The organism is Streptomyces sp. NBC_01451 (assembly GCF_036227485.1).
Taxonomy (GTDB): Bacteria; Actinomycetota; Actinomycetes; order Streptomycetales; family Streptomycetaceae; genus Streptomyces.
Genome location: NZ_CP109479.1, coordinates 4,861,579 through 4,886,362, shown reverse-complemented (window position 1 = coordinate 4,886,362; position 24,784 = coordinate 4,861,579). Strand labels below are relative to the sequence as shown.

Sequence of the window (24,784 nt, the reverse complement as noted above, 5' to 3'; positions counted from 1 at the left end):
CGGGCGAACGACGATAATGGGCCCATGCCCCGCGAGTTCCCCATCGGCCTCACCCCTCCCGACTGGCTGGTGCGGAATCTCCGGCCCCAGCCGGCCCCGCCCGTCAACCGCCCCGCCGTGGCACGTGCCGCCATCGCCATGTCGCTGCCCCTGGCCGTCGGCCTCGCCACCGGCCACGCCGCGTACGGCGCGTTGGCCTCGATGGGTGCCCTCTCGGGCGTCATCGGGGACACCGCCGACGCGTACCGGATGCGCATCCTCAACATCGCGATCCCCCAGTTCTTCGGCGCGCTCGGCGTCACCCTCGGCGCGCTCGTGTACGGCCGGGGGTGGGCGGCCGTCGCCGCCGTCACCTGCGTGGCCCTCGTCTCCGGGATGATCTCGACGATCGGCACGGTGGCCTCCGTGTCCGGGCTGCTGCTGCTCCTGAACTCCGTGATCGGCGCCGGGCTGCCCCTGCCGGGGGCCTGGTGGCTCGCACCGGCGCTGATGTCCGGCGGCGGGCTGCTCGTGCTGGCCCTGGCCCTGCTCGCCTGGCCACTGCGGTCGGGCGTACCGGAACGGGCGGCGGTCGCGCAGACCTACCGTACGGTCGCCGAACTGCTCGCCGCCGGCACCACCGACGGCTACGAGGACGCCCGGTACGCCGTCACCCAGTCCCTCAACAAGTCGTACGACCTCGTCCTCGCCCGGCGCGCCCGCCACCACGGCCGCAGCCCCGAACTCGTGCGCCTGCTCGCCCAGTTGAACGCCATCACCCCCGTCATCGAGGCCGCCCCCGCCGCCCACCAGGCCGGCCGCCCGCTGCCGCCCGAGGTCCCGGAGGCGGTCCGCCACCTCGCCGACGCCATCGAGACCGGCTACACCGGCCCGACCGGGCTGCACATCCCCGCCCCGGCCGACCACACCTCCCGAGCCGTCGAACAGGCCCTGCGGCACGCCGCCGACGTGGTCGGCAGCCGCTCTCCCGACCTGCGCACCGCCGCCGCCGACGACGACCGCCTCGGCAGACCGGCCACCCTGCGCGCCCGCACCGTCCGCGCGGCCCGGGACGTCGCCTCGTCCGGCGACTCCTGGCGCTACGGACTGCGTCTCGCACTGTGCATCGGCCTCGCACAGGTGCTGGTGTCCACCGTCCCCGTACCGCGCTCGTACTGGGTCGCGCTGACCATCACCTTCGTCCTGAAGCCCGACTTCGGCTCCGTCTTCTCCCGGGCGCTGCTGCGCGCCCTCGGCACGGTCGCGGGGCTGGTGATCGCGGCGGGGGTGCTCGTCCAGGTGCCGCGCGGCTGGTGGGACGTACCCGTGGTCCTTCTCCTCGCCACGCTGATCCCGGCGCTCACCCCACGCGGGTACGGCTACCAGACGGCCGCCATCACCCCGGTGATCCTCCTGCTCTCCGACGTCCTCAACCACCAGGGCGCGGCCCTGCTGCTGCCCCGGCTCCTCGACTCCCTCATGGGCTGCGGGATCGCGCTCGTCGCGGGCTACCTCCTCTGGCCGGAGAGCTGGCACACCCGCGTCGGCGACCGCCTCGCCGACGCGGTCGCGGACACGGCACGCTATGTGGAGTCGGCGTTCCGCCCGGACACCGAGGGCGCGGCACGGGCGCGGATGCGACGGCGCCTGTACCGCGATCTCTCCGTCGTCCGTACGGAGTTCCAGCGGGCCCTGACCGAACCGCCGCCCACCGGACGGCGGGCGGCGGCCTGGTGGCCCCTGGTCGTCGCGGTGGAACGCATCGTCGACGCGACGACGGCGGCCCGGGTCCACATCAAGCAGGGCGCCAAGCCACCGTCCGACGCCGAGATCTCCCAAGTCGCCTCCCAACTGAGGGAGTTGTCGGACGGGCTGCGCCGGGTCGAGACGCTGTACGCGGTGCGTACGGACCTCAGCGGACCGGCGGACAGTGTGCTGGAGCCGCTGCGGCAGGAGGTGGCGGCGGCGCGGGCTGTCACATCGCCCAAGTAACCGGAGCCGGGCGACAGAGGGGGGCGCGGGCCGCCCCCGTGCAGAGGGACGGCCCGCGCCTGTGGGGGGTGGGGGCCACTGGGGTGCTGGAGAACTGCTGAGGACTGCTGAGGGACTGTTGACGGCCCGCTGGGGGGACTAACGCAGGGCCTTCGCGAGCCCGTTGGCCCACAGCTGGTTCACGCGGGAGCGTTCGGCCGCGTTCGGGTTGGCGTTGGTGCAGGACGTGCCGGGACCGCCGCCCGACATCAACTCGCTGCACGGCCCGGAGTAGTGGTCGGGCAGCCCGAGCACATGGCCGGTCTCGTGTGCGGTGATACGGGTCGGGTCGTACTGGTCGCTCTGCGCGTAGTCGAGGAAGATGTAGCCGCTGCCGTGGCCGTCCGTGGAGGCGTACGAGCCCTGGGAGCTGTTGCCCTCGCGGTACGTGAAGTCGGCGGCGGACGCGGAGCCCGACTGGAGCTTCACGTTCGTCACCGAGCTGTTCCAGATCGACGTGGAGCGGGCTATCTCGGCGCTGAAGGACGGCGCGCGGGACGCGTTGTAGATGACGGTGACGGCGGCGGCCGAGCGCGGGCTCGCGGCACGCTTCTCGGCGACGGACTTCAGTACGGCCTCGAAGAACGCCTTGTTGGCGGCGGCCTCCTCGGCCGACCCGGCGTACGAGGCCCGCGCGGTGGGACCGGCCGTGGTACCGGCGGTGGCGGGAACCGCCGTACCCAGGACGAGAGTTGCCAGGCTGAGGCCTAACGCCGCCACGGCACCGGGGGTGGACTTTCGCATCGATGACTCCTTGAGTGGGGGGTGAGTCGATCGGTTCGTATCGTGAGTGTCGGTGCCTGTACGGCGGCTGTGATGATGGCAAGTGGCGATAGCCCGCCCCTATCGCCGGACGAGGTGCCGCGGCCTCCAGGGGCGCGGGGCTGTATTGATGTGCGGCTGCGCCGCGGGGCGTAACCAGCCACGGCGGACCCGCACCCTGTGTACCGTCGGATGGCATGGACATGAATGCGTGGGCGATCCGGGCGGAGCCTCCCGCATGGAGCTAGAGGTGAGGCACCTCCGGGCGCTGTGCGCCATCGCCGACACCGGCAGCCTGCACCGGGCCGCCCGCGAACTGGGCGTGGCCCAGCCCTCGTTGAGCACCCAGTTGCGCCGGATCGAACAGGAGCTGGGCGGCGAGCTGTTCACCCGCACCCGGGCCGGCTGCCGTCCGACGCCGCTCGGCCGGGTCGTCCTGAGCCGGGCCCGTCCCCTGGTGGCGGAGATGCGCTCACTGGTCACGGAGGCGCGGGCCGCGGCGGCGGACGGACCGCAGCTGCGCATCGGCTCGACGGCGAGCCGGGCCCTGTCCGGCTGGCTGCGCCGGCTCCGTCAGCGCAGCCAGCCGGAGCCGACCCTCCGCATGGACGTCTCCGCGAACGCGCTGCTGCGCATGGTCGCCGACGGCCTGCTGGACGTGGCGTTCGTGCACGAGGTCGAGGGCTGCCCGCTCAGAATCCCCGACGGCCTGTGCCTGCGCGTACTGGTCGACAGGGAACCCCAGTTCGTGTCCCTGCCCGCCGACCACCCGGCCACCGCGAGTCCTGTGGTCCACCTCGCCGAACTGGCCGGCGACCGCTGGATGGTGGACGAGACGGTCGACGGCGAGTTCGACGCCGTACTGCGCATGCTGCACGCGGCCGGCCTCAACCCCCGTGTCCTGCACGGCGATTACCACACCACGGCCTCGCTGGTGGCGACCGGCGAGGTCATCGCCGTCTGCCAGGCGACCTGCCTGCCGCGCCCCGAGATGGCGGTACGCCGGCTCCACGGCGACCCGCTCGGCGTACGGCTGCTGCTGGCGGCCCGTACGGAGACGGAACTGGACAGGGTGCACCCGGCGCTGGCGGAGGCGTACGAGGAGGTGGCGAGACAGGCACCGGCATACCGGGAGTGGCTGGAACAGAGCACCGTCGCCACCGCGCCCGTCTCCGCCCCGGCCCTCCCGCAAGCCGCCCGCTGAACCACCGGCCCGACCGGCTCAGACGCCGATGTCGCAGCCGTCCGTACGCCACACGGCGACGACCGCCGGGCGGACGATCCTGCCGGGACCGTCGGGCCACGTGCTGGCGGGCTTCTCCACCGAGGCGCCGTCGATCTCGCCCGGGTGCTGCACGGCGACGAGCACCTGCCGCTCCCCGATGACCGGACCGCAGGTCTCGGCGCCGGTCGGCACGGTCAGGAACTGCTTGAGCTCACCGCGCCGGGCACCCTTGGTGGCGACCCCGAACAGCCCGTCGTGGGAGCCGAGTTGGTTGCCGTCCGTGGAGATCCACAGGTTGCCGTGGCGGTCGAAGGCGACGTTGTCCGGGCAGGAGATCGGGCTGACCTTGTCCTTCGGGAAGCCCGCGAAGTAGGTGGCGGGGTCGTTCGGGTCACCGGCGACGAGGAAGAGCGACCAGGCGAACGAGGTGCTCTCGGCCCGGTTCCACCGCTCGGTCAGCTCCAGCACCTGCCCGTGCTTGTTGGAGTTGCGCGGGTTGGCCTCGTCGGCGGCGGCGAAGCCGGCCTTGCCCCGGTTGCTGTTGTTGGTGAGGGCGACATAGACCTTGCCGGTGACCGGGTTGGGCTCGATGTCCTCGGGCCGGTCCATCTTGGTGGCGCCGACCTTGTCCCCGGCGAGCCGCGTGAAGACGAAGACCTCCTCGGCGGTCATGCCGTCGACGTGCGAGACCGCACCCTTGGCGGTGGCGGTCGCCAGCGGGATCCACGTACCGCTGCCGTCGAACTCACCGTCGGCGGGCAGCTTCCCGCTCCCGTCGATCTCGATGGCGGGGGAGTCACCGGTCAGCTTGGCGACGTACAGCGTCCCTTCGTCGAGAAGGGAGAGGTTGTGCTCACGGACAGCGCGCGAGTCCCCGTCCCGCATCCGCTTGCTGCCGACGAACTTGTAGAAGTAGTCGAAGCGCTCGTCGTCGCCGGTGTAGACGACGGGACGCCCGTCGGAGGTCAGCCGGATGGTGGCGGCCTCGTGCTTGAAGCGGCCGAGGGCGGTGTGCTTGCGGGGCGTGGAGGAGGGATCGTACGGATCGAACTCCACCACATATCCGAACCGGTGGACCTCGTTGGGCTCCTGCGCGACGTCGAACCGCTTGTCGAACCGCTCCCACTTGCGCTCGGTGGCGCCGGTGCCGATGCCGTACCGCTTGTCCGTGTCGCGGGAGGCGTTGGCGAAGTACTGGTTGAAGTTCTCCTCGCCGTGCAGGGTCGTCCCCCACGGCGTGGTGCCCCCGGAGCAGTTGTTGAGCGTGCCGAGCACCTTGCGTCCGGTCGGGTCGGCGGAGGTCCTGAGCAGCGCGGACCCGGCGGCCGGACCCGTGATCCGGAACTCGGTGGTGGCGGTGACCCGGCGGTTGAGCGGGTGGCGGAGCACGGGGGTCAGCTTGCCGGTACGCCGGTCGCCCTCGACCACGACGGCCGACAGCCCGTGCGCGGCCCACGCGACCTCGACCTGCTCGCGGGTGGGGTTGGCGGCGTCGTAGCCGCGGAACATCAGGATCTCGTCGGTGTACTCGTGGTTGGCGACCAGGAGCTTCTGGTTCCCGTGCAGGGGGAGCAGCGCGAGGAAGTCGTTGTTGTACCCGAACTGGCCGGCCTGCGCGGCGGCGGTCTGCTTCTCCGGGTCGAAGGCGGGGGCGCCGCGGAGGATGGGCTCGCCCCAGCGGATGACGACGTTCTGGCCATACCCGCCGGGGACGGTCACGGCGTCGGCGGTGTTGGGCGCCACGGGCGTGAAGCGCAGACCACGCGGCACGGAGGAGTGGGACGGGTGGGAGGGGTGAGGCTGGTGGGAGGCCGCGGTGGCCGCTTCCGCACCCTCGGCGCCGACGACGTTCACGGCGGTACCGGCCGCGGTGGCCACGGTGACGACGGCGGCGGCGCGCATCACGGAACGGCGGCTGAGGGCCCCGGCGATCACATCGCCGACGTACTCGTTGGCGCTGGTGTTGGGAACCTCGTGGAAGCAGGCGTCACCACACCGGAAACGGCAGGTCATCGCCGACCGGCCGCCAGGATGCGATCCGGACGACGATCCGATCAACGGCAGCAGCTTGCGCACTTTACTCTCCCCATGGTGTCCCTATACGTGCCTTTGGTGTCAGCGTGACGCTAGGCGGACGGAGGTGCGACGGTGGGGACGCCGGATGAACGAAGGGTGAACCCGTGGGAGCGGTAAGGGTATTGGGGTGCGGGGAAGCCGCGGACGGGACCTGCCGCGGGCCCGGCCGGGGTCTGCCGAGGGGCGGGGCGCGAGGTTGGCGAAGTGGCGCCCTTGACGCCCGTCGGGTTCCGTGAAAGACCCTGCCCAAGATCGTCAATCCGGACCGCTAACCTTACGTGTCCGTCCTGGCCAGGGATTGACGGCTACAACTCACGTGAAGGGTTGCGCACATGGGCATTCTCACTCTCCTGCGGAACGCGTTCGGCAAGTCACGCAAGGGGCGGGACGCCGAGGCGGCGCCCGCGCGGGAGGCGGAGTCGGTTCCTCAGCAGGAGGCCACCGAGCCGAAGATTCCGGCACCGTCACCTGAACCGACCCTGACCGAGTCCCCGACCCCGAAGCCCGCAGCGGCCCCCTCGGTGGTGGACGACCTCGTCTCGGCAGCCTTCGACAACGTAACGGTCCCCAAGCCGACCAGGCCCGTGGACGAGCCGACGCCCGCGCCGACGGTGACCGAGGCGGTACCTCCGGTGACCGAGGTCGTACCTCCGGTGACCGAGGTTGCGGCTCCGGTGGACGAGGTTGCTGCTCCGGCGGCCGAGGTCGTGACTCCGGTCGCCGAGGTTACGGCTCCGGCGGCCGAGGTGGCACCTGCGGTGACCGAGGTCGCGACCGACGCCGAGGTCGCAGCCGAAGCCGAGGTCGCGGAGGAGACCGGGCCGGAACCGGTGGCCGAGGTGGAGACAGAGCCTGAGGCGAAGCCAGAGGCAGAGCCGGTCGCCGAGACCGCGCCGGAGGCTGAGCCGGTCGCCGAGGTGACCCCTGAACCGGAACCCCTTGTCGAGGCGACCCCGGAGCCCGAGCCGGTCGCCGAGGTTGTCCCCGAGGCCGAGGCCGAGGCCGAGCCCGTGGCCGTGGCCGAGGAGCCGGCTCCGGAGCAGGAACCGGTGGCTGAGGTGGCCGAGGTGACTGAGGTCGCCCCGGAACCGGAGCCCGAAGTCGAGGCCGGGGCCGAAGCGGTTGTCGAGCCTGAGCCGGAGGCTGTCGTCGAGCCCGAGCCCGAGGCCGTAGTCGAGGCCGAGCCCGAGGTGACGGCGGAACCGGAACCGGAGTCTGCTCCAGAGGCAGAGGCTGAGGTTGGCTCCGAGGACCTGGTGCCGGCAGCCGCCGACGTGGAGGAAGCCCCACAGGGGCCACCCGCACCCGAAAGCGAAGGCGCCACGGGTGGTTCGAGTGGTGCGGGTGGGGAGACGGACTCGGCCGAGGGCGAAGCCGAGGCCGTGCCCGTACCCGCGAGCCTCCTCACCGCGTACAACTCCGCCGCCGCCACCCTCACCACCCTCGGCCTCGACAACACCCCCGCCAAGATCTACCTCGTCCTCGACCGCTCCGCGTCCATGCGCCCGTACTACAAGGACGGCTCCGCGCAGGCCCTCGGCGAGCAGACCCTCGCTCTCGCCGCCCACCTGGACCCGGAGGCGACCGTCCACGTCGTCTTCTTCTCGACGGAGCTGGACGGCACCGGCGAGCTCACCCTCCCCGACCACGACAACAAGATCGACGAGCTCCACGCCTCCCTCGGCCGCATGGGCCGTACGAGCTACCACGCGGCCGTGGAGGAGGTCGTCAGCCACTACGAGAAGTCCGGCACCGAGCACCCCGCGCTGATCGTCTTCCAGACGGACGGCGCCCCGGACGCCAAGACCCCCGCCACCCAGTCCCTCACGGACGCCGCGGCGAAGCACCCCAGCCTCTTCTTCTCCTTCGTCGCGTTCGGCGAGCAGGAGAACAAGGCCTTCGACTACCTCCGCAAACTGAAGACGTCCAACACGTCCTTCTTCCACGCGGGCCCGACCCCGCGCGAGCTGACGGACACGGAGCTGTACGAGGGCGTACTGGCCAACTGGCGCCCGTAGCCAGTAATCCCGTAAGCCGTGGAGGCGTAACCCGCGGAACCTCACGTACGACGGCCGACAGGGCCCGGGGTCATACCCCGGGCCCTGTCCTCGTAGTCCCCCGCAGTCCCGCCCCACCGGAATCGGCGTCAGCCGGTCTCCCCTCGGACAGTAGGATTTCGCGCATGGCGGCCACTGGATCCGAGAAGCAGGGCGGGAAGGCGTACTACGTCTCCACCCCCATCTATTACGTCAACGACGCTCCTCACCTGGGCCACGCCTACACGACCGTCGCGGGCGACGTGCTCACGCGCTGGCACCGTCAGCGCGGCGAGAGGGTGTGGTTCCTCACCGGCACGGACGAGCACGGTCAGAAGATCATGCGTACCGCGGAGGCGAACGGCGTCAGCCCGCAGCAGTGGGCGGACAAGCTCGTCGACGAAGCCTGGAAGCCCCTCTGGGAGCACCTGAACATCGCCAACGACGACTTCATCCGCACGACGGAGAAGCGTCACACGGACCGTGTCCAGGAGTTCGTCCAGGATCTCCACGACAAGGGCGAGATCTACAAGGGCGGCTACGAGGGCCCGTACTGCGTGGGCTGCGAGGAGTACAAGCTTCCGGGCGACCTCATCGAGACCGACGACATCGCCGAGGACGGGACGCGGACGAAACTCTGCGCCATCCACAAGAAGCCGGTGGAGATCCTCAAGGAGGAGAACTACTTCTTCAAGCTCAGCGAGTACGGCGAGCGGCTGCTCGCCCACTACGAGGCGAACCCGCACTTCATCCAGCCCGAGTCGGCGCGCAACGAGGTCGTGAACTTCGTCCGCCAGGGCCTCCAGGACCTCTCCATCTCCCGTTCCACCTTCGACTGGGGCGTCCCGGTCCCGTGGGACGACAAGCACGTGATCTACGTGTGGGTCGACGCGCTGCTGAACTACGCGACGGCGGTCGGCTACAACGAGAACCCGGAGAAGTTCGGGAACACCTTCCCCGCCGACGTCCACCTCGTCGGCAAGGACATCCTCCGCTTCCACGCGATCATCTGGCCCGCGATGCTGATGGCGCAGGGTCTGCCGCTGCCCGGCAAGGTCGCGGCCAACGGCTGGCTGATGGTCGGCGGCGAGAAGATGTCGAAGTCGAACCTGACGGGCATCAAGCCGCAGGACCTGACCTCCCACTTCGGTGTGGACGCGTACCGCTGGTACTTCCTGCGCGCGATCGCGTTCGGCCAGGACGGCTCGTTCTCCTGGGAGGACTTCTCCGCCCGCTACACGAGCGAGCTTGCCAACGACTACGGCAACCTCGCGTCGCGCGTGGCCGCGATGGTCGGCAAGTACTTCGGCGGCACGCTCCCGGAGGCGACGGCCGCGGGCGAGGCCGAACGGGCCGTACAGGAAGGCATGGCCAAGGCGGTGGCCGAGGCCGACCGCCGGATCGGCGACGAGGTGGACTTCCAGGGCGGCATCCTGGCGGTCTTCGACTTCGTGAAGCAGGTCAACGGCTACATCACGGAGCAGGAGCCCTGGAAGGTCGCGAAGGACGAGTCGCCGGAGGGCAGGGCCCGCCTGGCGACGATCCTCTACACGGCCGCGGAGTCGCTGCGCGCGGTGGCCGTCCTGCTCAACCCGGTGATGCCGGACACCTCGCAGAAGCTCTGGGACTCCCTCGGCGCGGACGCCGTCCTCGGCGCACTCCCCGGCCAGCGGATCGCCGACGCCGCCACCTGGGGCCGGCTCCCGGCGGGCGCGACGATCACCAAGGGCGCGGTGCTCTTCCCCCGTCTGGAGGAGAAGCCGAACGCGTAGTACGCACGCGAGGCCCCGCACCCCTTTCCGGGTGCGGCCGCGTGCCGCCCGGGGGACCCTGCGTCCATGGCGTACAACAAGCTGGAGATCTGGGCCACGGGGGAGTGGCACGGCGTTCGGGGAGCCCGCCCGCTCGGACGGCCCTTCGGGGTGCCGGGCGACTTCACGTGTGGCCGAAGGGAGGCCACAGGCCCGATGCGGCAGTCGCTCAAGGCCGAGCTGAACAGGCTGCTTCAGGTGAACGACCCCGTCGAGGTGGTCATGGAGGACGGCCTCACGCTGTACTTCGCGCCCGGGACAATGGGCCCGTTCCGCATAGCCGGCGGCGAGGACGAGGAGTCCTGACAGCACGAGGCCACGTGGCTACACCGACGTTCAGGACTCGGGGGACTCGGGCTCGGGCTCGGCCAGCCAGACGGTCGACTGGCCCGTACGGCGGGCGACGGTGTCGAAGTCCCGGTCGTGGTGGAGGAGGGTCAGACCCGACAGCTCGGCCGTGGCGGCGACGAGCAGGTCGACCGGCCCGGTCGAGCGGTGCTCACCGTCGTCGGTGAGCAGCTGCTGGACCTCGCAAGCGCGCTGATAGATGCCGTCGGGCATCAGAGTCCAGCTGAACAGCTGCCGCAGACGCTCCTGTTTGGCATCCCGGTCCTTTCCGGAACGGGCAGAAAAGAGAAGCTCCAACTCAGTCAGGTCACAAAGCGCGACCAGCCCGTTGTCGAGGACCTGCTGCCATCGCTCGTCATACGCGTCGCTGCTGAGCAGGCGCACAACGGCCGAGGTGTCGATCAGATACGAGACGTCACTCACCGGCGGTAGTTCCTCTTGTCCAGAAGGATGTCGAAGTCACCTCGCGCTCCCATCTCCCGGAGCTCAGCCAGCGCTATGGCCCGGCTGCGCCGCTTGGCGACTTCCAGCAGCGCGGTGTTGACGGTGTCCTTCTTGGTCTTCGTGCCCAGCAGGACCTGCGCTTCCGCCAGAGCCTCGTCGTCGACCTCGATGAGCAGCTTCGACATGACAGACCTCCCGATATAGATTTGCGACTCACTGAGTATATACAGGCGCCGCGACCGGCCACTCGCGGCTACGATTTCAAGGTTCGCGAAGCAGCGGGAAACCAACCTGGGAGCAGCACCCCGATGGCACGACACCTCATCACCAGCGCCCTTCCGTACATCAACGGGATCAAGCACCTGGGCAACATGGTGGGGTCGATGCTCCCGGCGGACGTCTACTCCCGCTATCTGCGCCAGCGCGGGCACGACGTCCTGTACATCTGCGCGACGGACGAGCACGGCACCCCGGCCGAGCTGGCCGCGAAGGAGCGGGGCATCCCCGTGGCGGAGTTCTGCGCTCAGGCCCACGACGCGCAGAAGGCGGTGTACGACGGGTTCGCGCTGGCCTTCGACTACTTCGGGCGGAGTTCCTCCCCGCAGAACGTGGAGATCACCCAGCACTTCGCCCGCCGGCTCGGCGAGAACGGCTTCATCGAAGAGCGCGCGATCCGCCAGGTGTACAGCCCCGCCGACGGCCGTTTCCTCCCGGACCGGTACGTCGAGGGCACCTGTCCCCACTGCGGCTACGACAAGGCGCGCGGCGACCAGTGCGAGAACTGCACCCGGGTGCTCGACCCCACCGACCTGATCGACCCCCGGTCCGCCATCTCGGGCTCCACGGACCTGGAGGTCCGCGAGACGAAGCACCTCTTCCTGCTCCAGTCGAAGCTCCAGCACGAGGTCGAGGAGTGGGTGACCGCCCACGAGGGCCAGTGGCCCCACCTCGCCTCCTCCATCGCCCGCAAGTGGCTCACCGAGGGCCTGCACGACCGTGCGATCACCCGCGACCTGGACTGGGGTGTCCCCGTCCCGGCGGACACCTGGCCGGAGCTGGCGGCCGAGGGCAAGGTCTTCTACGTGTGGTTCGACGCCCCGATCGAGTACATCGGCGCGACGAAGGAGTGGTCGGACGAGCAGCCGGAGACCAGGGACTGGAAGTCCTGGTGGTACGAGGCCGACGCGGGCGACAACCCGGTCCGCTACACGGAGTTCATGGCGAAGGACAACGTCCCGTTCCACACGGTGATGTTCCCGGCCACCGAACTCGGCGTCCGTGAACCGTGGAAGAAGGTCGACGTCGTCAAGGCCTTCAACTGGCTGACGTACTACGGCGGAAAGTTCTCCACTTCCCAGAAGCGGGGCGTCTTCACCGACCAGGCGCTGGACATCCTCCCGGCCGACTACTGGCGCTACTTCCTGATCGCCAACGCCCCCGAGTCGGACGACTCCTCCTTCACCTGGGAGCACTTCACGGCCACGGTGAACAAGGACCTGGCGGACACCCTCGGCAACTTCGTCAACCGCGTCCTCTCCTTCTCGAAGAAGCGCTTCGGCGACGAGGTCCCGGCGGGCTCGGCGGCCGGCGAGGCGGAGGCGAGGCTGGGCGAGCAGATCGCCGAGCTGCTCGCGGAGTACGAGAACCAGCTGGAGGCACTCCAGTTCCGCAAGGCGGCGGCGGCCCTGCGGGCCCTGTGGTCGGCGGGCAACTCCTACCTGGAGGAGAAGGCCCCCTGGCTGGAGATCAAGACCGACCAGGACGGCGCGGCCCTGACCCTCCGTACGGCGATGAACCTCATCCACCTCTACGCGGTGGTCTCGGAACCCTTCATCCCCGCGACGGCGGCGACGATGCGCGCCGCGTTCGCGCTGCACGGCGACACCCGGACGTGGGTCACCGCCGACGAGGCGAAGTCGCTGTCCGCAGTACCCGAGGGCACCGCCTTCACGGTCCCGCCGGTGCTGTTCGCGAAGCTGACGGACGAGGACCTGGAGACGTACAAGGAACGCTTCGGCGGCGCACCCGAGTGACCACTCGGTCTCCGCACCTCACGCGGTGACACCGAACCGCCCGCCGACTCCCCGGAGTTGGCGGGCGGTTCCTTCGTTCGGGTCGTCGGCGTCCGAGTCGGCGCCCGGCGGACCGGAGGCGAGCCCGAGGGCGTCGCGGGCGGCACTGACGTACTGGAGACCCTCGACCGCGGTCTGCCTCGCGCGCGCGTACTCGGCGGGCGTGCGGGCGGTGGCCAGTTGGCCGCGGGCGGTGTGATGCCGTCCGGTCGCCTCGGCCAACGCCCGCGCGGCGGCCTCGTCGGCCCCAGGGCGCAGACCGGCCAGACTCCCCCCGAGCCGTACCACCCACCGGTTGGCCTCGACCTCGGCGTCCAGCCCCGCCAGGCCGGACTCGGCCGTGGACATCCCCGCCTGCCTGCGCAGAAGGACGACGGAAACCACCGCTCCGACGATCAGCAGCAGCGTGAACGGAACGACGATTCCCATGACTTCCTCCAGTGAGCAGCGAACAGCGAACGTGAACGGAACATGCCGTGAGGTGCGGTTACCCCACTGCGACAGTTCCCATCAAACGCCCCGCCACTGTGCCCTCCCGACGAGAAGTCTGTGTGCCGCCTGCGAACCTCCCGTGTGCGCAGGCCTATCGAGGTTCGGCCGGGCTTACCGGGACATGAGCCGACACGTGGACGTACTACGGGTTCACCGGACGGGGGAGTTCAACCATGGCGCTTCGCGGCACCGCGCACACCGTCGGTCCGTCCGCCGCGCAGCGGGACCACGCCCGGCCACAGAGGGTGGATCCGCCGGTCAGGGACCGTCCCAAGCCCTGGTAAAGTCCGCTCACTTGTGCGAGGGCTGTGTCCCTCCTGAGGAGGGAACTTCACGTGGGCAGACACGCCCCGAGACGGGGCGGGCCGACCGCGCTCGTCTCCGCTTTCATGGTCGCCCTCGCGGCCGGAACCATCACTCTGTTCGCCGCGACACCCGACGGCGGTGGCGCGGCGCAGGCCGCCACGGCATCCGGGACGACCGCGGCGGCCGGGACCGCTGAGATCGTCCTGGACGATCCAAACTCGACGACCCCGCGCACCGAACGCCTGCTCGGGGCGGGCGAGAGCGGCTTCCTGCATCGACAGGCCGACGTCGCGGGCCTGCTGTGGACGAAGTACACGGACGGCACGACCGTCACCGTGCAGGGCCCGAGCGGGGCGTACCAACCGGACCGCGCCACCGGCTGCTACGACATCACCCTGGCGTGCCCGTCGGGCCTCTTCGCGCAGGCCGGCGACATCGTGGCGATGCCGCCCCGCAGCCCCGGCGACCCGGCTGTGCTGTGGAGCCCGGACGGCAGCGCGCTGCGGACCGCCGACCTGCCGTACGGCGACTACATCGGAACGTACGGGTCGACAGTCGTCGCGAGGGACAACGACCGTTCCGCGATGGAACTGATCGACTTCGTCGACGGCGAGCAGCGCGACCGTACGGTGACCGGTCTCACGGGCGACGAGTACCGGCGCTACGAGTTCGGCAGTACCGGTGACCAGGCCGGTGCGGTCCTCGCCTACGCGGTCTTTCAGGACGACCACACCCGCAGGTCCACCATCGGCTACCTCGACTTCGCCACCGCCGAGTTCACCGTGGCTTTCACCGGTGCGGACGATTTCCCCGAGGTCGTACTCACCGAGGACCGGATCGGCTGGTACACACCGGCCTCCGGCCTGCACCTGAAGCCCCGCGCCGACCTCACCGCCGAGGAGACGGTCCCGGTCGCCGGGAATCCCGACACCGGCGAGGTCGTCGACGTCTCTGCTCCCGTTCTCCTCGGGGACTGGCTCGTGCTGACGGACCCGAACGGCGGCAGCACCGCCGTCTCCCTGGCCGACGGCTCCACCCGCACCCTGCTGGACAGCACCTACGGCAATCCGCTGGCCGCCCCCGACGGCTCCGCCCTGGTCACCGGTGGCACCGGCCCGGCCGACTGGTGGATCCAGCGGATCACCGAAGGCCCGGACGGCGCCCCGCAGTTGACGAAGCTGTACAAGGTCGCACCGTACGAGAACGCCAAGAGCGGGGTCGCCCTCAGCCGGGGTCACCTGCGCGTCGCGGAGAACACCTCGGGCGACGACACGACGTCCGTCCGCACCCTCACCACGGACAACGGCACCACGCTGACCGCGTCCGCCGCCAAGAGTGGACAGACGGTCAACCCCATCTGCCCGTACGCGGGCACCGTCTGCTCGGTCCTGTGGGGCAACCACGGCGCGGAGCCCGAGGACGTCTTCCTCCAGCGGACCGGCGGCGGCAAGGAACGCCTGATGTCCATCAACGAGGAATGGGGCAACAGCACACTGGCGTTCGGCACCGGGGGCGGCGCCATCGTCGACGTCTCCGACAACTACGTCGTCTACAACTCCGGCGGCACCGCACCCGCGCAGTACGTGGGCGAGTTCGTCCAGGGCCAGAAGCTGAAGCGCACGATCCGCGCCGCCGCCCTCAACGGCTCCACCCTCTGGAGCGCGACCGGCACGTCCGGTCAGCTCACCTCGTACAGTCTCACCGCGAACAAGGTCCTCGCCACGGTCACCGTCCCGGGCCTCGGCTGCGTGCCGAGCGAGCTCCAGGCGGCGGGCCGCTGGGTGTACTGGGCCTGCGGTACGGCCTCGGCGGGGGTCTACGACACCAAGGCCCGCAAGTCGACCGCCGTCAAGCCCGGTGACGTGCTCCTCGGTGACGGGTTCACCGTCCGGCACGACCACGCCACCGACGAGCTGGTCCTCACCCGGACGCCCACCGGCACCACCCGCGTCCTCGCCTCCCGCGTCCCGGACACCGGTCTGGCAGCGGACCGCCGCTACCGCTGGACGGTCGACGAGTACACAGGGCTGGTCGCCTGGTTCGACGAGTACGAGCAGACACACGTCGCCACCACCGGCGTCGCCCCGTCCACCCCGACCGCGTTCGCCAACGTGATCGAGAACTCCCTCGTGGAACCGCCCACGGCGTCCTCCTACCCCTGGCAGGGCTCCTGGCTGCTCTCCCGCCCCGTCACGTCCTGGTCCCTCACCTTCACCTCGGAGCAGAGCGCCGCGACCGGCCGGCTCACCCGTACGTTCACCGGCGGCGCGGCCCGGGCCTGGTTGTCGGCGAGCTGGAACGGCCGTACGGCGAACGGGACCTACTTCCCCAACGGTGAGTTCGCCTGGACGCTGAAGGCGACCGGCCTCGGCACCTCGGCCCCGGTCACGGTGGTCGCCGGTACGGGCTTCACGGGCCGTGGCTCGGCGGTACGCCACGACTTCACGAGCCTCGACGGGCCGGACGGCCGCGGCGACCTCCTCACCCTGAGCAACTCGGGCGCCCTGGCCTTCCACGACGGCACCGGACGGGGCGGGATCAGCCGCGACAACGGCGAGAACACCGGCACCGGCTGGCCCGCCTCCGTCACCGCCGTCGCCTTCGGCGATCTCAGCGGCGACCGCTGCAACGACGTCCTCGTCAGGATGGCCACCGGGGCCCTGCGCCTGTACAAGCCGCGCTGCGGCTACCCGGTCACGCCGAGCACCTCGTACACCACCCTCGCCACCAGCGGCTGGACCCAGTACGACATCCTCACCTCCCCCGGTGACGTCTCCGGCGACGGCCGCCCCGACCTGATCGCCCGCAAGGCGTCGACCGGCACCGTCCACCTCTACAAGGGCACCAGCGCCGGCAAGCTCTCCGCGCCTGTCACCCTGTACGCCGACTGGAAGGGCTACAAGAAGATCGTCGGCGCCGGAGACCTCGACGGCGACGGCATCGGCGATCTTCTCGCCCAGGACAAGGCCGACAACCTGTACCGGTTCAACGGCACGGGCAGGGGCACCTTCACCGCCCGTACGAAGCTGTTCGGTTCGTGGGGAGCCTCGTACAACGCGGTCGTCGGTGTCGGCGACCTCAACGACGACGGCCGGGCGGACCTCGTCGCCCGGGACACCGCCGGCAACCTGTACCGCCAGAGCGGGGACGGGAAGGGGTCGTTCGGGGCCCGGGCGAAGATCGGGAGCGGCTGGGGCGGCTACAAGTCCCTCTCCTGAACCGCACGTCACTGATCGAGGCGCCCGGGGTGCACGTGACCCCGGGCGCCTCGGCGTCGTACAGGAGCCCGTAGGCACACGCCTACCGGCGAAGGCCCGGAACCTGGGGGAGGGTTCCGGGCCTTCCTTCGCGGACCGCGGACCGTACGTCCGTCAGCTCGCGGAGGCGGAAGGGGAGGCCGTGTCCGCGGGCGACTCGGACGCGCCCGGCTGCACCGTGTCGCCCGTGCCGTCGTTGGTCGCCTCCGGGTCGACGCCCATCGTGATGGAGCCGATCACACCCTTCGCGATGTTCTTCTTGTCGTACTTCAGCTTGAGCAGACCGCCCGCGGTGCCGCTCTGGTCGTAGATGGTGTCCTCGGTGAGCGTGGTGCGCTCGGTCGTCGACGTCGAGTACGGCTCGACCTCGGCGGAGAGCAGCACCGACTCCTCGTCGAGGAAGAACTGGCCGGTGTGGCAGGTGGTGCCGCCCTCGTAGCCGGCGTCCGTCCAGGTGCCGTCCACGTGCACCTTCGTGTGGATGTGGACGGTGCGGCCCCGGTACCAGCCGGGGAAGACCGTCTTGAAGGTGACCCGGCCCTGCCGGTCCGTCTTCCAGGTCCCGCGCAGGTAGCGCTTGTCGTCGGTGGGCTCCTCGTGCACACCGCCACCGCCACCGCCACCGGTGCCGTCGGTGGGCGCGTCGGTCGGCGGCTCACCGGTAGGGGTGCCCGAGGGGGCGTCCGTCGGGGCGCCGCCACCGCCGCCGGTGGAGAGACTCTCGTAGCCGGAGTACAGACCCAGGGCGTCGCAGTGCCAGATGTCGACGGCCGCGTCGACGATCGGCTTGCACGACTCGGAGTCGATCACCCGCAGGCTCAGGGTCAGCGGGATGCCTTCCTTGTCCTCGGTGATGTCCTGGCGGAGCTTGTCCGCGTCGATGTAGTACGGACCCTCCGTGGTCTCCGAGGTGAGCGTGTAGCAGACCTCCGAGCTGGTGCTGGAAGCCTTGGGGGTGGGGTTCTTCCCGCCCTTGCCCGTCTCACCCGCGAACGCGCCCGCCGCGAGTCCGCCCGCGACGCCCACCGCGGCGACCGCTCCGGCGCCGGTGACGACGACCTTCCGACGCGTCAGATCCCTCTTGTGCTTCGGCCCTTGAGTCTCTGTCATGGTCGTGAAACCTAGGCAGGACGCCTGTCAGGACCATGGGAAAGGACTGTGCTTTCCTTTGCCTTTTCATGAACCTGGGAGAAATGCGCGAACGGGGCGGAAAACAGTTGTCCATTTCCCGCCCCCGACGCACTAATCAGGGAAGCCTAACCTTATTCAATTGCTGTCGTGCGTCTCGTCCGGCGCCACACCCATCGTCAGTTCGGCGCGAACTCCGCGCCCGATGTCCCGCTTCTTGTACCGCAGCCGCAGCAGCCCGCCCTCGGCGCCGTTGTCCGGGTAGATCCCGTCCTCGTCGAGGGTCGTACGAGGGGCCGTGTTCGTCGAGTACGGCGCCACCTCCGCCGAGAGCAGCACCGACTCCTCGTCGAAGAACAGCTGACCGGTATGGCAGGTGTGCCCGCCCTCGTAGCCGGCGTCGGTCCAGGTGCCGTCCACGTGCACCTTGACGTGGATGTGGACGCAACGGCCCCGGTACCAGCCCGGGAACACGGTCCGGAAGGTGACGTAGCCGTGCCGGTCCGTCTTCCACGTACCGCGCAGATAGCGCTCGTCGTCGGTCGGCTCCTGGTGGCCGCCGGGACCGCCGGGACCGCCCGTCGGGGGCGGACCCGTGGGTACGTCCGTCGGCTCGCCGGACGGCGGGGTGCCGCCACCGCCACCGCCGTTGCCCATGTCCTCGTAGCCGGAGTAGACGCCGAGCGCCGAGCAGTGCCAGATGTCGACGGCCGCGTTCCGCACCGGCCGGCAGTTCTCGGCGTCGATCACCTTGAGTCTGAGGGTGAGGGGGATGCCCTCCTCGTCCTCGGTGACGTCCTGGCGGAGCTTGTCCGCGTCGATGTAGTACGGGCCCTCGGTGGTCTCCGTGGTCAGCACGTAGCAGGCCTCGGGCGTGCCGGAGGGGGTGCCCGAGGGGGTCCCGGCGGGCAGGCCCCCGGGGCCGTTCGCACCCTTGCCCTCCACTGATCCCTGCGCCGACGCCAGTCCGGCGCCCAGGGCCACCGCCGTGGCCGTCACCGCCGTCGCGCCACCGGCGACGACGACCCTGCGGCGCGTCAATTCCCGCTCTGCTGCTGTCTGTTGGGGGGTTTCAGTCATGACCGGGGAGATTATGAATGGAACCTGTCAAAGCCCTGTGATTCCTGGGGGTGTCATAAGAATGGCTCGGAATCGCCGCCGATTCCGAGCCATTCACCGAGGGCCGCAAAGCCCTCTGTTCCGAATTACCGATGCTTTACTTCGGCTGCGGCTTCCGCACCGAAATGTGCAGCTCCCTCAGCCGCGCCTCCTCCAGCTCCGTCGGCGCGCCCATCATCAGGTCCTGGGCGTTGCCGTTGAGCGGGAACGCGATCGTCTCGCGGATGTTCGGCTCGTCCGCGAGGAGCATGACGATACGGTCGACGCCGGGCGCGATCCCGCCGTGCGGAGGGGCGCCGAAGCGGAACGCGCGGAGCATGCCGGCGAACTCGCGCTCGACCGTCTCCTCGTCGTAGCCCGCGATGCCGAACGCCTTCAGCATGATCTCGGGCTCGTGGTTGCGGATCGCGCCGGAGGACAGCTCCGTACCGTTGCAGACGATGTCGTACTGCCAGGCCAGGATGTCCAGCGGGTCCTGGGTCTCCAGGGCCTCCATGCCGCCCTGGGGCATCGAGAACGGGTTGTGCGAGAAGTCGATCTTCCCGGTCTCCTCGTCCTTCTCGAACATCGGGAAGTCGACGATCCAGCAGAACCGGAACACGTTCTCCTCGAAGTGCCCGGCACGCTTGGCGGCCTCGACCCGCACCGCGCCCATGATCTTCGAGACCTCGTCGAACTCGCCCGCGCCGAAGAACACGGCGTGGCCGGGGGCCAGCGAGAGCCGCTTGGTCAGCTCGGCGACGTTCTCCTCGGTGAGGAACTTCGCGATCGGCCCGGACAGCGAACCGTCCTCCGTGACCCGCACCCAGGCCAGGCCCTTCGCGCCCAGCGTGACGGCGAAGTCACCGAGCTGGTCGAAGAACTTCCGCGACTGGCCGGCGACGTCCGGTACCGGCAGGGCGCGTACGTGCTTGCCGGCGAACGCCTTGAACTCCGAGCCCGCGAAGACGTCGGTGATGTCGACCAGCTCCAGCTGGGCACGCAGGTCCGGCTTGTCGGAGCCGTACTTCAGCATCGCCTCGCGGAACGGGATGCGCGGGAAGGGCGAGGTGACCTCGCGGCCCTTGCCGAACTCGGTGAACAGCTCGGTCATCAGCCGCTCGATCGGCTGGAAGACGTCCTCCTGCTCGACGAAGCTCATCTCGACGTCGAGCTGGTAGAACTCGCCCGGCGAACGGTCCGCGCGCGCGTCCTCGTCACGGAAACAGGGCGCGATCTGGAAGTAGCGGTCGAACCCGGAGATCATCAGCAGCTGCTTGAACTGCTGCGGGGCCTGCGGCAGCGCGTAGAACCGGCCGGGGTTGAGGCGCGACGGCACGACGAAGTCGCGGGCGCCCTCCGGAGAGGTCGCCGTCAGGATCGGCGTGGCCATCTCGTTGAAGCCCAGCGCGGTCATCTTGTGCCGGATCGACGAGATGACGGCCGTACGCAGCATGATGTTGCGGTGCATGCGCTCGCGGCGCAGGTCCAGGAAGCGGTACTCCAGGCGCCGCTCCTCGTTGACCCCGTCCTCGGTGTTGATCGTGAAGGGCAACGGCTGGGCCGCGCCGAGCAGTTCCACCTCGCCGACCTCGACCTCGACCTCACCCGTGGGCAGCTCGGGGTTGATGTTCTCGGCGCCGCGCGAGACGACCTTGCCGTCGACGCGGACCGTCGACTCCTTGGAGACCTTGTCGAGGGCCTCGTAGGCGGGCGTGCCGGGGCGGGCGACGAGCTGCGTGATGCCGTAGTGATCGCGCAGGTCGATGAAGAGGATGCCGCCCAGGTCGCGCCGATTGTGCAGCCAGCCGCTCAGCCGGACGTCGCTGCCGACGTCAGAGGCGCGGAGCTCGCCGCAGGTGTGGGACCTGTACCGATGCATCGTCGTTCATCCAGCCTTCGCGGATCGGGGATCGGGGTCTGTGCCGGCGAAGGTTTCACGTGAAACACCGAAACCTCGGAAAGCACAGACCCAAGGGTACCGGCCGCCCCGAGACCGCTTCCCCGCAATTGTTCGCACGCATACCCTGTACAGCTCCTTCACAGAGTGCCCCGTACAGCTTGGGTGGCACGCTGCGATCACCTCTCCATAAAGTAGGTCAATGCGCACTGGTGAGCCCCTGCCCGCCGTGGGGGACGTCCTGGTCGCCCTCGCAACCGGCATGTGGCATTGGGACACAGCCACACAGCTGGTCACGCTCGACTCCGAGGCGGCCCGCCTGCTCGGCCTGCCCGCAGAGCCGACCACCCTCACCGAGGCCGCGACCCGGGCCCGCCTCCACCCGGTCGACTGGAACGAGATCGTCGGCGTCATCCAGCTCGCCGTCGCCGAGGACAGCATCGCCGAGGTCCGGGTCCGTGTCATGGACGAGCAGGGCCGGGTGATCCGTACCGCACGCAGCCGCGCGAAGCCGACCTTCGACACCGCTCGCAAGGCGTACGACGTGATGGGCACCCTCCAGGAGGTCACCGAGCCCTCGCCCGCCACCGCCGCACGCACCCCCGTCACCGGTGACTGGCGCCGCTCCCGGGAGGCGTTCCTGCTGGACGCGGGCCGGGCACTGGCCGAGGCACGGTCCACGGAGGAGGTGCTGCGGGTCGCGGCGGGCCTGTCGATGCCGGGCTTCTCACCGGACGGCCTCGCCGTCTTCGGCGTCCAGGGCGACCGTCTCACCGTCATCGGCCACCACGGCCAGCGCCCCGGCGACGAGCGCCCCTTCTCCCACATGCCCCTGGAGACCGACTACCCGGCCGCCGAGGTGGTCCGCACCGGCCGGGCCGTCTACCTCTCCTCCCCCGAGGCCTACAAGGCCCGCTACCCCACCGCCTGGCCGCTCGCCCAGGTGTTCGACCGGCAGTCCTGGGCGTTCCTGCCGCTGACCGTCGCGGGCCGCACGATGGGCGCCTGGATGGCGGGCTTCGCCTACCCCGTCAGCTTCATCCCCGACGAGCGCTCGGTCCTGACGACGGTCGCCCGCATGCTCGCCCAGGCACTCTCCCGGGCGGGCGTGGCCGAGTCGGAACGCGAACTGACCGACGGTCTGCAACGCTCGATGCTGCCGACCCTCGGCCCCGAGATACCCGGCATGGAGGTCGCCGCCCGCTACATACCGACCGGCGGCGGCCTCCAGGTCGGCGGCGACTGGTACGACATGATCCCGCTGCCCGGCGGCGGACGCTTCGCCCTGGTCATCGGCGACGTCCAGGGCCACGACGTCCGCGCCGCCGGCCTGATGGGCCAGCTCCGCATAGCGCTGCGCGCCTACGCCTCCGAGGGCCACCGCCCCGACGCGGTCCTCTCCCGCGCCTCCCGCTTCCTGCACGGCATGACCCACTCCGCGGACAGCGCCACCGGCGGCGACCTGCGCTTCGCGACCTGCCTGTACGTCGAGGTCGACCCCGCGACCGGCGTCCTGGAGATCGCCCGCGCCGGCCACCCGGACCCGGCGATCCGCATGGCGGACGGCACCGTACTGACCCGCCCGACGGGAGGCGGCCTGCCCCTGGGCATCGACCCGGACGCCGACTACCCCACCACCCTCCTCGCCCTCGAACCCGGCGAGACCATGCTCCTGTGCACCGACGGCCTGATCGAGACCGGCGGCCACGACCTGGACACGGGCTGGCAGCGCATCCGGACGACCCTGGAGGAACACAAGGGAGACATCAAGAGCGCCGACCTGGAGCACCTGGCAGACGCCCTCGTCCAGGCAGTGCACGGCCCGTTCTCCCACCACACCACCGGCCCGCTGGCGGACCGCCGCGAGGACGACATAGCGCTGCTGCTCCTGAGCCGCCCGGGCGAAGGCGCCACCGACGGCACGCTGCCGCCGGCGGTACGCCCCACGTCCCGGCGCACCATGCTCACGATCGCCCAGGCGGAACCCGAGCGCGTCGCCGTCGCCCGCCAGCAGCTCCGCGAACAGCTCCACGACTGGCCCAGCCCCGACCAGGTCGACTCGGCGGTCCTCCTCGTCTCCGAGACGGCCACCAACGTCCTGGTCCACACCGACGCCGACGCCCTGGTCGTCGCCGAGGTCACGGGTGCCCCGGGCACACGGCGCATCCGCGTCGAGGTCACGGACGTGAGCGACGACCTCCCGCACAAACGCCGCCCGGGCGAACTGGCCTCCTCCGGCCGGGGGCTGATGCTGATCGAGATGCTCGCGGACGCGTGGGGGGTCGACCCCCGGGGCGAGGGCAAGAGCATCTGGTTCGAGCTGTACGAGAAGGACCCCGGGAAAGAGCCGCAGGAGTAGGAAAGGGCACCCCCGGGCGCCCTGAGAAGCGGATGATACGACCATGGCCGTCACGCGTACCGCCCGCAGAACCGCCCCCGGGACCGCGCACACCACCGCTCCCGTCCCCGGCCCCACCGGCCACCCCCTGCTGGGCTCCGCCCTCGACCTCCGCAGGGACCCGCTCGCCACCTTCGTCCGCGCCCAGCGGGAGCACGGCGACGTGGTCCGCCTGACAGCCGGCCCGCCCGGCCTCCGTGCGGTCATGTACTGCGTCTTCTCCCCCGAGGGCGCCCAGCAGGTCCTGGCCACACAGGCCGCCGGCTTCCGCAAGGACAACGTCTTCTACGAGGAGATACGCCAGACCGGGGGCAACGGCCTCCTGACCAGCCAGGACGACGTCTACCTCCGCCAACGACGCCTGATCCAGCCCCTGTTCACCAAAAAGCGGGTCGACGGATACGCCGCGACGATCACCGACGAGGCCGAGGCGACAGCGGAACGCTGGCGGAACAGGCCCGACGTGGACGTCGTACGCGAGATGGACCGGCTGGCGATGCGCACGGTCTCCCGGGTCCTGTTCGGCGCGGACGTGGAAGCCGCGGTGGACGTCATCCACGCCAACTTCCCGGTCATCAGCGCGTACATCAGCGGGCGGGCCTACTCCCCGCTCAGGCTCCCGCGCACCTGGCCCACCCCCTCCAACAGGCGTGCGGAAACGGCGACCCGGGCGGTCTACGAGGTCTGCGACCGGATCATCGCGGCGCGCCGGAGCAACGGGAACGGGACAGCGGACGGGGCGGCCGGGACCGACCTGCTCTCCCTCCTCTCCCAGGCCCAGAACGACGAGGACGGCAGCCTCGACGCCACCGAACTCCGCGACCAGGTCCTGGTGTTCCTCCTCGCGGGCCACGAAACGACAGCGACGTCACTGGCCTTCGCCCTCCACCTCCTGGCCCGCCACCCCGAGGCCAGGGCCCGGGCCCGGGAGGAGGTCGACGCACTGCCTCCGGGCGAGCCCTGCACGGCGGCGACCATGGACCGACTCCCGTACCTGACACAGGTCCTGAAGGAGACGATGCGCCTGTATCCGGCCGCTCCGCTGATGGGCAGGCGGGCGGTGACGGAGACGGAGATCGACGGCCACGTCATCCCGGCGGGCGCGGACGTCCTCGTCTCGCCCTGGGTCACCCACCGCCACCCGGCCCACTGGGACACCCCCGACCGCTTCGACCCGGACCGCTTCACCCCCGACCAGGAGACCGCCCGCCACCGCTACGCATGGCTCCCCTTCGGCGGCGGCCCCCGCGCGTGCATCGGCCGCCACTTCTCGATGCTGGAGTCGGTCCTGGCCCTGGCGGTACTGCTGCGCGAGTACGACATCGAGGCACCGGACAAGGACATCCCGGTGACGGCGGCGGTGACGTTGCAGGCGGTGGGAGAGGCACGGGTGGGGTTGCGGGCACGCCGCCACTAAAGGA

Annotated in this window: 17 protein-coding genes; 9 read left to right on the top strand and 8 right to left on the bottom strand. The window is 70.4% G+C overall.

Annotated features, from left to right (window positions below; translation table 11 throughout):
- The first annotated feature begins 24 nt into the window (after positions 1-24).
- A complete protein-coding gene (locus OG595_RS21440) occupies positions 25-1,971 on the top strand; it encodes an FUSC family protein (RefSeq protein ID WP_329274231.1) in 1,947 nt (648 codons plus the stop codon).
- A gap of 138 nt (positions 1,972-2,109) precedes the next feature.
- Here the strand turns inward: OG595_RS21440 and snpA are convergent, their stop codons facing one another.
- On the bottom strand, positions 2,110-2,754 hold the full coding sequence (gene snpA / locus OG595_RS21435) for a snapalysin (RefSeq protein ID WP_329274229.1): 645 nt from the start codon (positions 2,752-2,754) through the stop codon (positions 2,110-2,112).
- Positions 2,755-3,010: 256 nt separating this feature from the next.
- Here snpA and OG595_RS21430 point away from each other — a divergent pair, with 256 nt between their 5' ends.
- Positions 3,011-3,976: a LysR family transcriptional regulator gene (locus OG595_RS21430; RefSeq protein WP_329274226.1), complete on the top strand. Its 966-nt coding sequence runs from the start codon at positions 3,011-3,013 to the stop codon at positions 3,974-3,976.
- 18 nt (positions 3,977-3,994) lie between these two features.
- On the opposite strand, the gene OG595_RS21425 is transcribed toward OG595_RS21430, so the two are convergent.
- Positions 3,995-6,073 (bottom strand): PhoX family protein, encoded by a 2,079-nt coding sequence (locus tag OG595_RS21425; protein WP_329274224.1) that lies wholly within the window; start codon positions 6,071-6,073, stop codon positions 3,995-3,997.
- A gap of 332 nt (positions 6,074-6,405) precedes the next feature.
- On the opposite strand from OG595_RS21425, the gene OG595_RS21420 reads away from it, so the two are divergent.
- The 3 genes from OG595_RS21420 to OG595_RS21410 all read left to right on the top strand — a co-directional run bounded on the left by OG595_RS21420 (position 6,406) and on the right by OG595_RS21410 (position 10,226).
- Positions 6,406-8,091, top strand: coding sequence for a VWA domain-containing protein (locus OG595_RS21420; RefSeq protein WP_329274221.1), 1,686 nt, complete (start codon positions 6,406-6,408; stop codon positions 8,089-8,091).
- A 164-nt stretch (positions 8,092-8,255) separates the two neighbouring features.
- Positions 8,256-9,881, top strand: a complete 1,626-nt coding sequence (gene metG, locus OG595_RS21415) for a methionine--tRNA ligase (protein ID WP_329274219.1) — start codon at positions 8,256-8,258, stop codon at positions 9,879-9,881.
- A 66-nt stretch (positions 9,882-9,947) separates the two neighbouring features.
- The gene (locus tag OG595_RS21410) at positions 9,948-10,226 is read left to right on the top strand and encodes a hypothetical protein (protein WP_329274217.1); all 279 of its coding nucleotides are present in this window, start codon (positions 9,948-9,950) and stop codon (positions 10,224-10,226) included.
- Positions 10,227-10,256: 30 nt separating this feature from the next.
- Here OG595_RS21410 and OG595_RS21405 read toward each other — a convergent pair whose 3' ends face one another.
- Both OG595_RS21405 and OG595_RS21400 read right to left on the bottom strand, forming a co-directional pair.
- Positions 10,257-10,691: a PIN domain nuclease gene (locus OG595_RS21405; protein WP_329274215.1), complete on the bottom strand. Its 435-nt coding sequence runs from the start codon at positions 10,689-10,691 to the stop codon at positions 10,257-10,259.
- Positions 10,688-10,897 carry a type II toxin-antitoxin system VapB family antitoxin gene (locus tag OG595_RS21400; RefSeq protein ID WP_164408396.1) on the bottom strand — a complete coding sequence of 70 codons (210 nt, stop codon included), beginning with the start codon at positions 10,895-10,897 and terminating at the stop codon, positions 10,688-10,690. Before OG595_RS21400 ends, OG595_RS21405 begins: the two co-directional genes overlap by 4 nt.
- Positions 10,898-11,020: 123 nt before the next feature.
- Between OG595_RS21400 and metG (OG595_RS21395) the strand changes: the two genes are divergently transcribed.
- The gene (metG, locus tag OG595_RS21395) at positions 11,021-12,745 is read left to right on the top strand and encodes a methionine--tRNA ligase (RefSeq protein ID WP_329274211.1); all 1,725 of its coding nucleotides are present in this window, start codon (positions 11,021-11,023) and stop codon (positions 12,743-12,745) included.
- An 18-nt stretch (positions 12,746-12,763) separates the two neighbouring features.
- Here the strand turns inward: metG (OG595_RS21395) and OG595_RS21390 are convergent, their stop codons facing one another.
- Positions 12,764-13,213 carry a hypothetical protein gene (locus OG595_RS21390; protein WP_329274209.1) on the bottom strand — a complete coding sequence of 150 codons (450 nt, stop codon included), beginning with the start codon at positions 13,211-13,213 and terminating at the stop codon, positions 12,764-12,766.
- Between the two features lie 398 nt (positions 13,214-13,611).
- Here OG595_RS21390 and OG595_RS21385 point away from each other — a divergent pair, with 398 nt between their 5' ends.
- Entirely contained in the window at positions 13,612-16,800 is a 3,189-nt protein-coding gene (locus tag OG595_RS21385) for an FG-GAP repeat domain-containing protein (RefSeq protein WP_329274206.1), read from the top strand.
- A 153-nt stretch (positions 16,801-16,953) separates the two neighbouring features.
- Here the strand turns inward: OG595_RS21385 and OG595_RS21380 are convergent, their stop codons facing one another.
- From OG595_RS21380 to aspS, 3 genes are all read right to left on the bottom strand, one after another.
- Complete coding sequence (locus OG595_RS21380; protein ID WP_329274202.1) at positions 16,954-17,949, bottom strand: intradiol ring-cleavage dioxygenase; 996 nt, start codon at positions 17,947-17,949, stop codon at positions 16,954-16,956.
- Between the two features lie 156 nt (positions 17,950-18,105).
- A complete protein-coding gene (locus tag OG595_RS21375) occupies positions 18,106-19,047 on the bottom strand; it encodes an intradiol ring-cleavage dioxygenase (protein ID WP_329274200.1) in 942 nt (313 codons plus the stop codon).
- Positions 19,048-19,183: 136 nt separating this feature from the next.
- A complete protein-coding gene (aspS, locus tag OG595_RS21370; protein WP_329274198.1) occupies positions 19,184-20,947 on the bottom strand; it encodes an aspartate--tRNA ligase in 1,764 nt (587 codons plus the stop codon).
- Between the two features lie 220 nt (positions 20,948-21,167).
- On the opposite strand from aspS, the gene OG595_RS21365 reads away from it, so the two are divergent.
- Positions 21,168-23,324: an ATP-binding SpoIIE family protein phosphatase gene (locus OG595_RS21365; RefSeq protein ID WP_329274196.1), complete on the top strand. Its 2,157-nt coding sequence runs from the start codon at positions 21,168-21,170 to the stop codon at positions 23,322-23,324.
- A 43-nt stretch (positions 23,325-23,367) separates the two neighbouring features.
- Complete coding sequence (locus OG595_RS21360; RefSeq protein ID WP_329274194.1) at positions 23,368-24,780, top strand: cytochrome P450; 1,413 nt, start codon at positions 23,368-23,370, stop codon at positions 24,778-24,780.
- Positions 24,781-24,784: the final 4 nt, after the last annotated feature.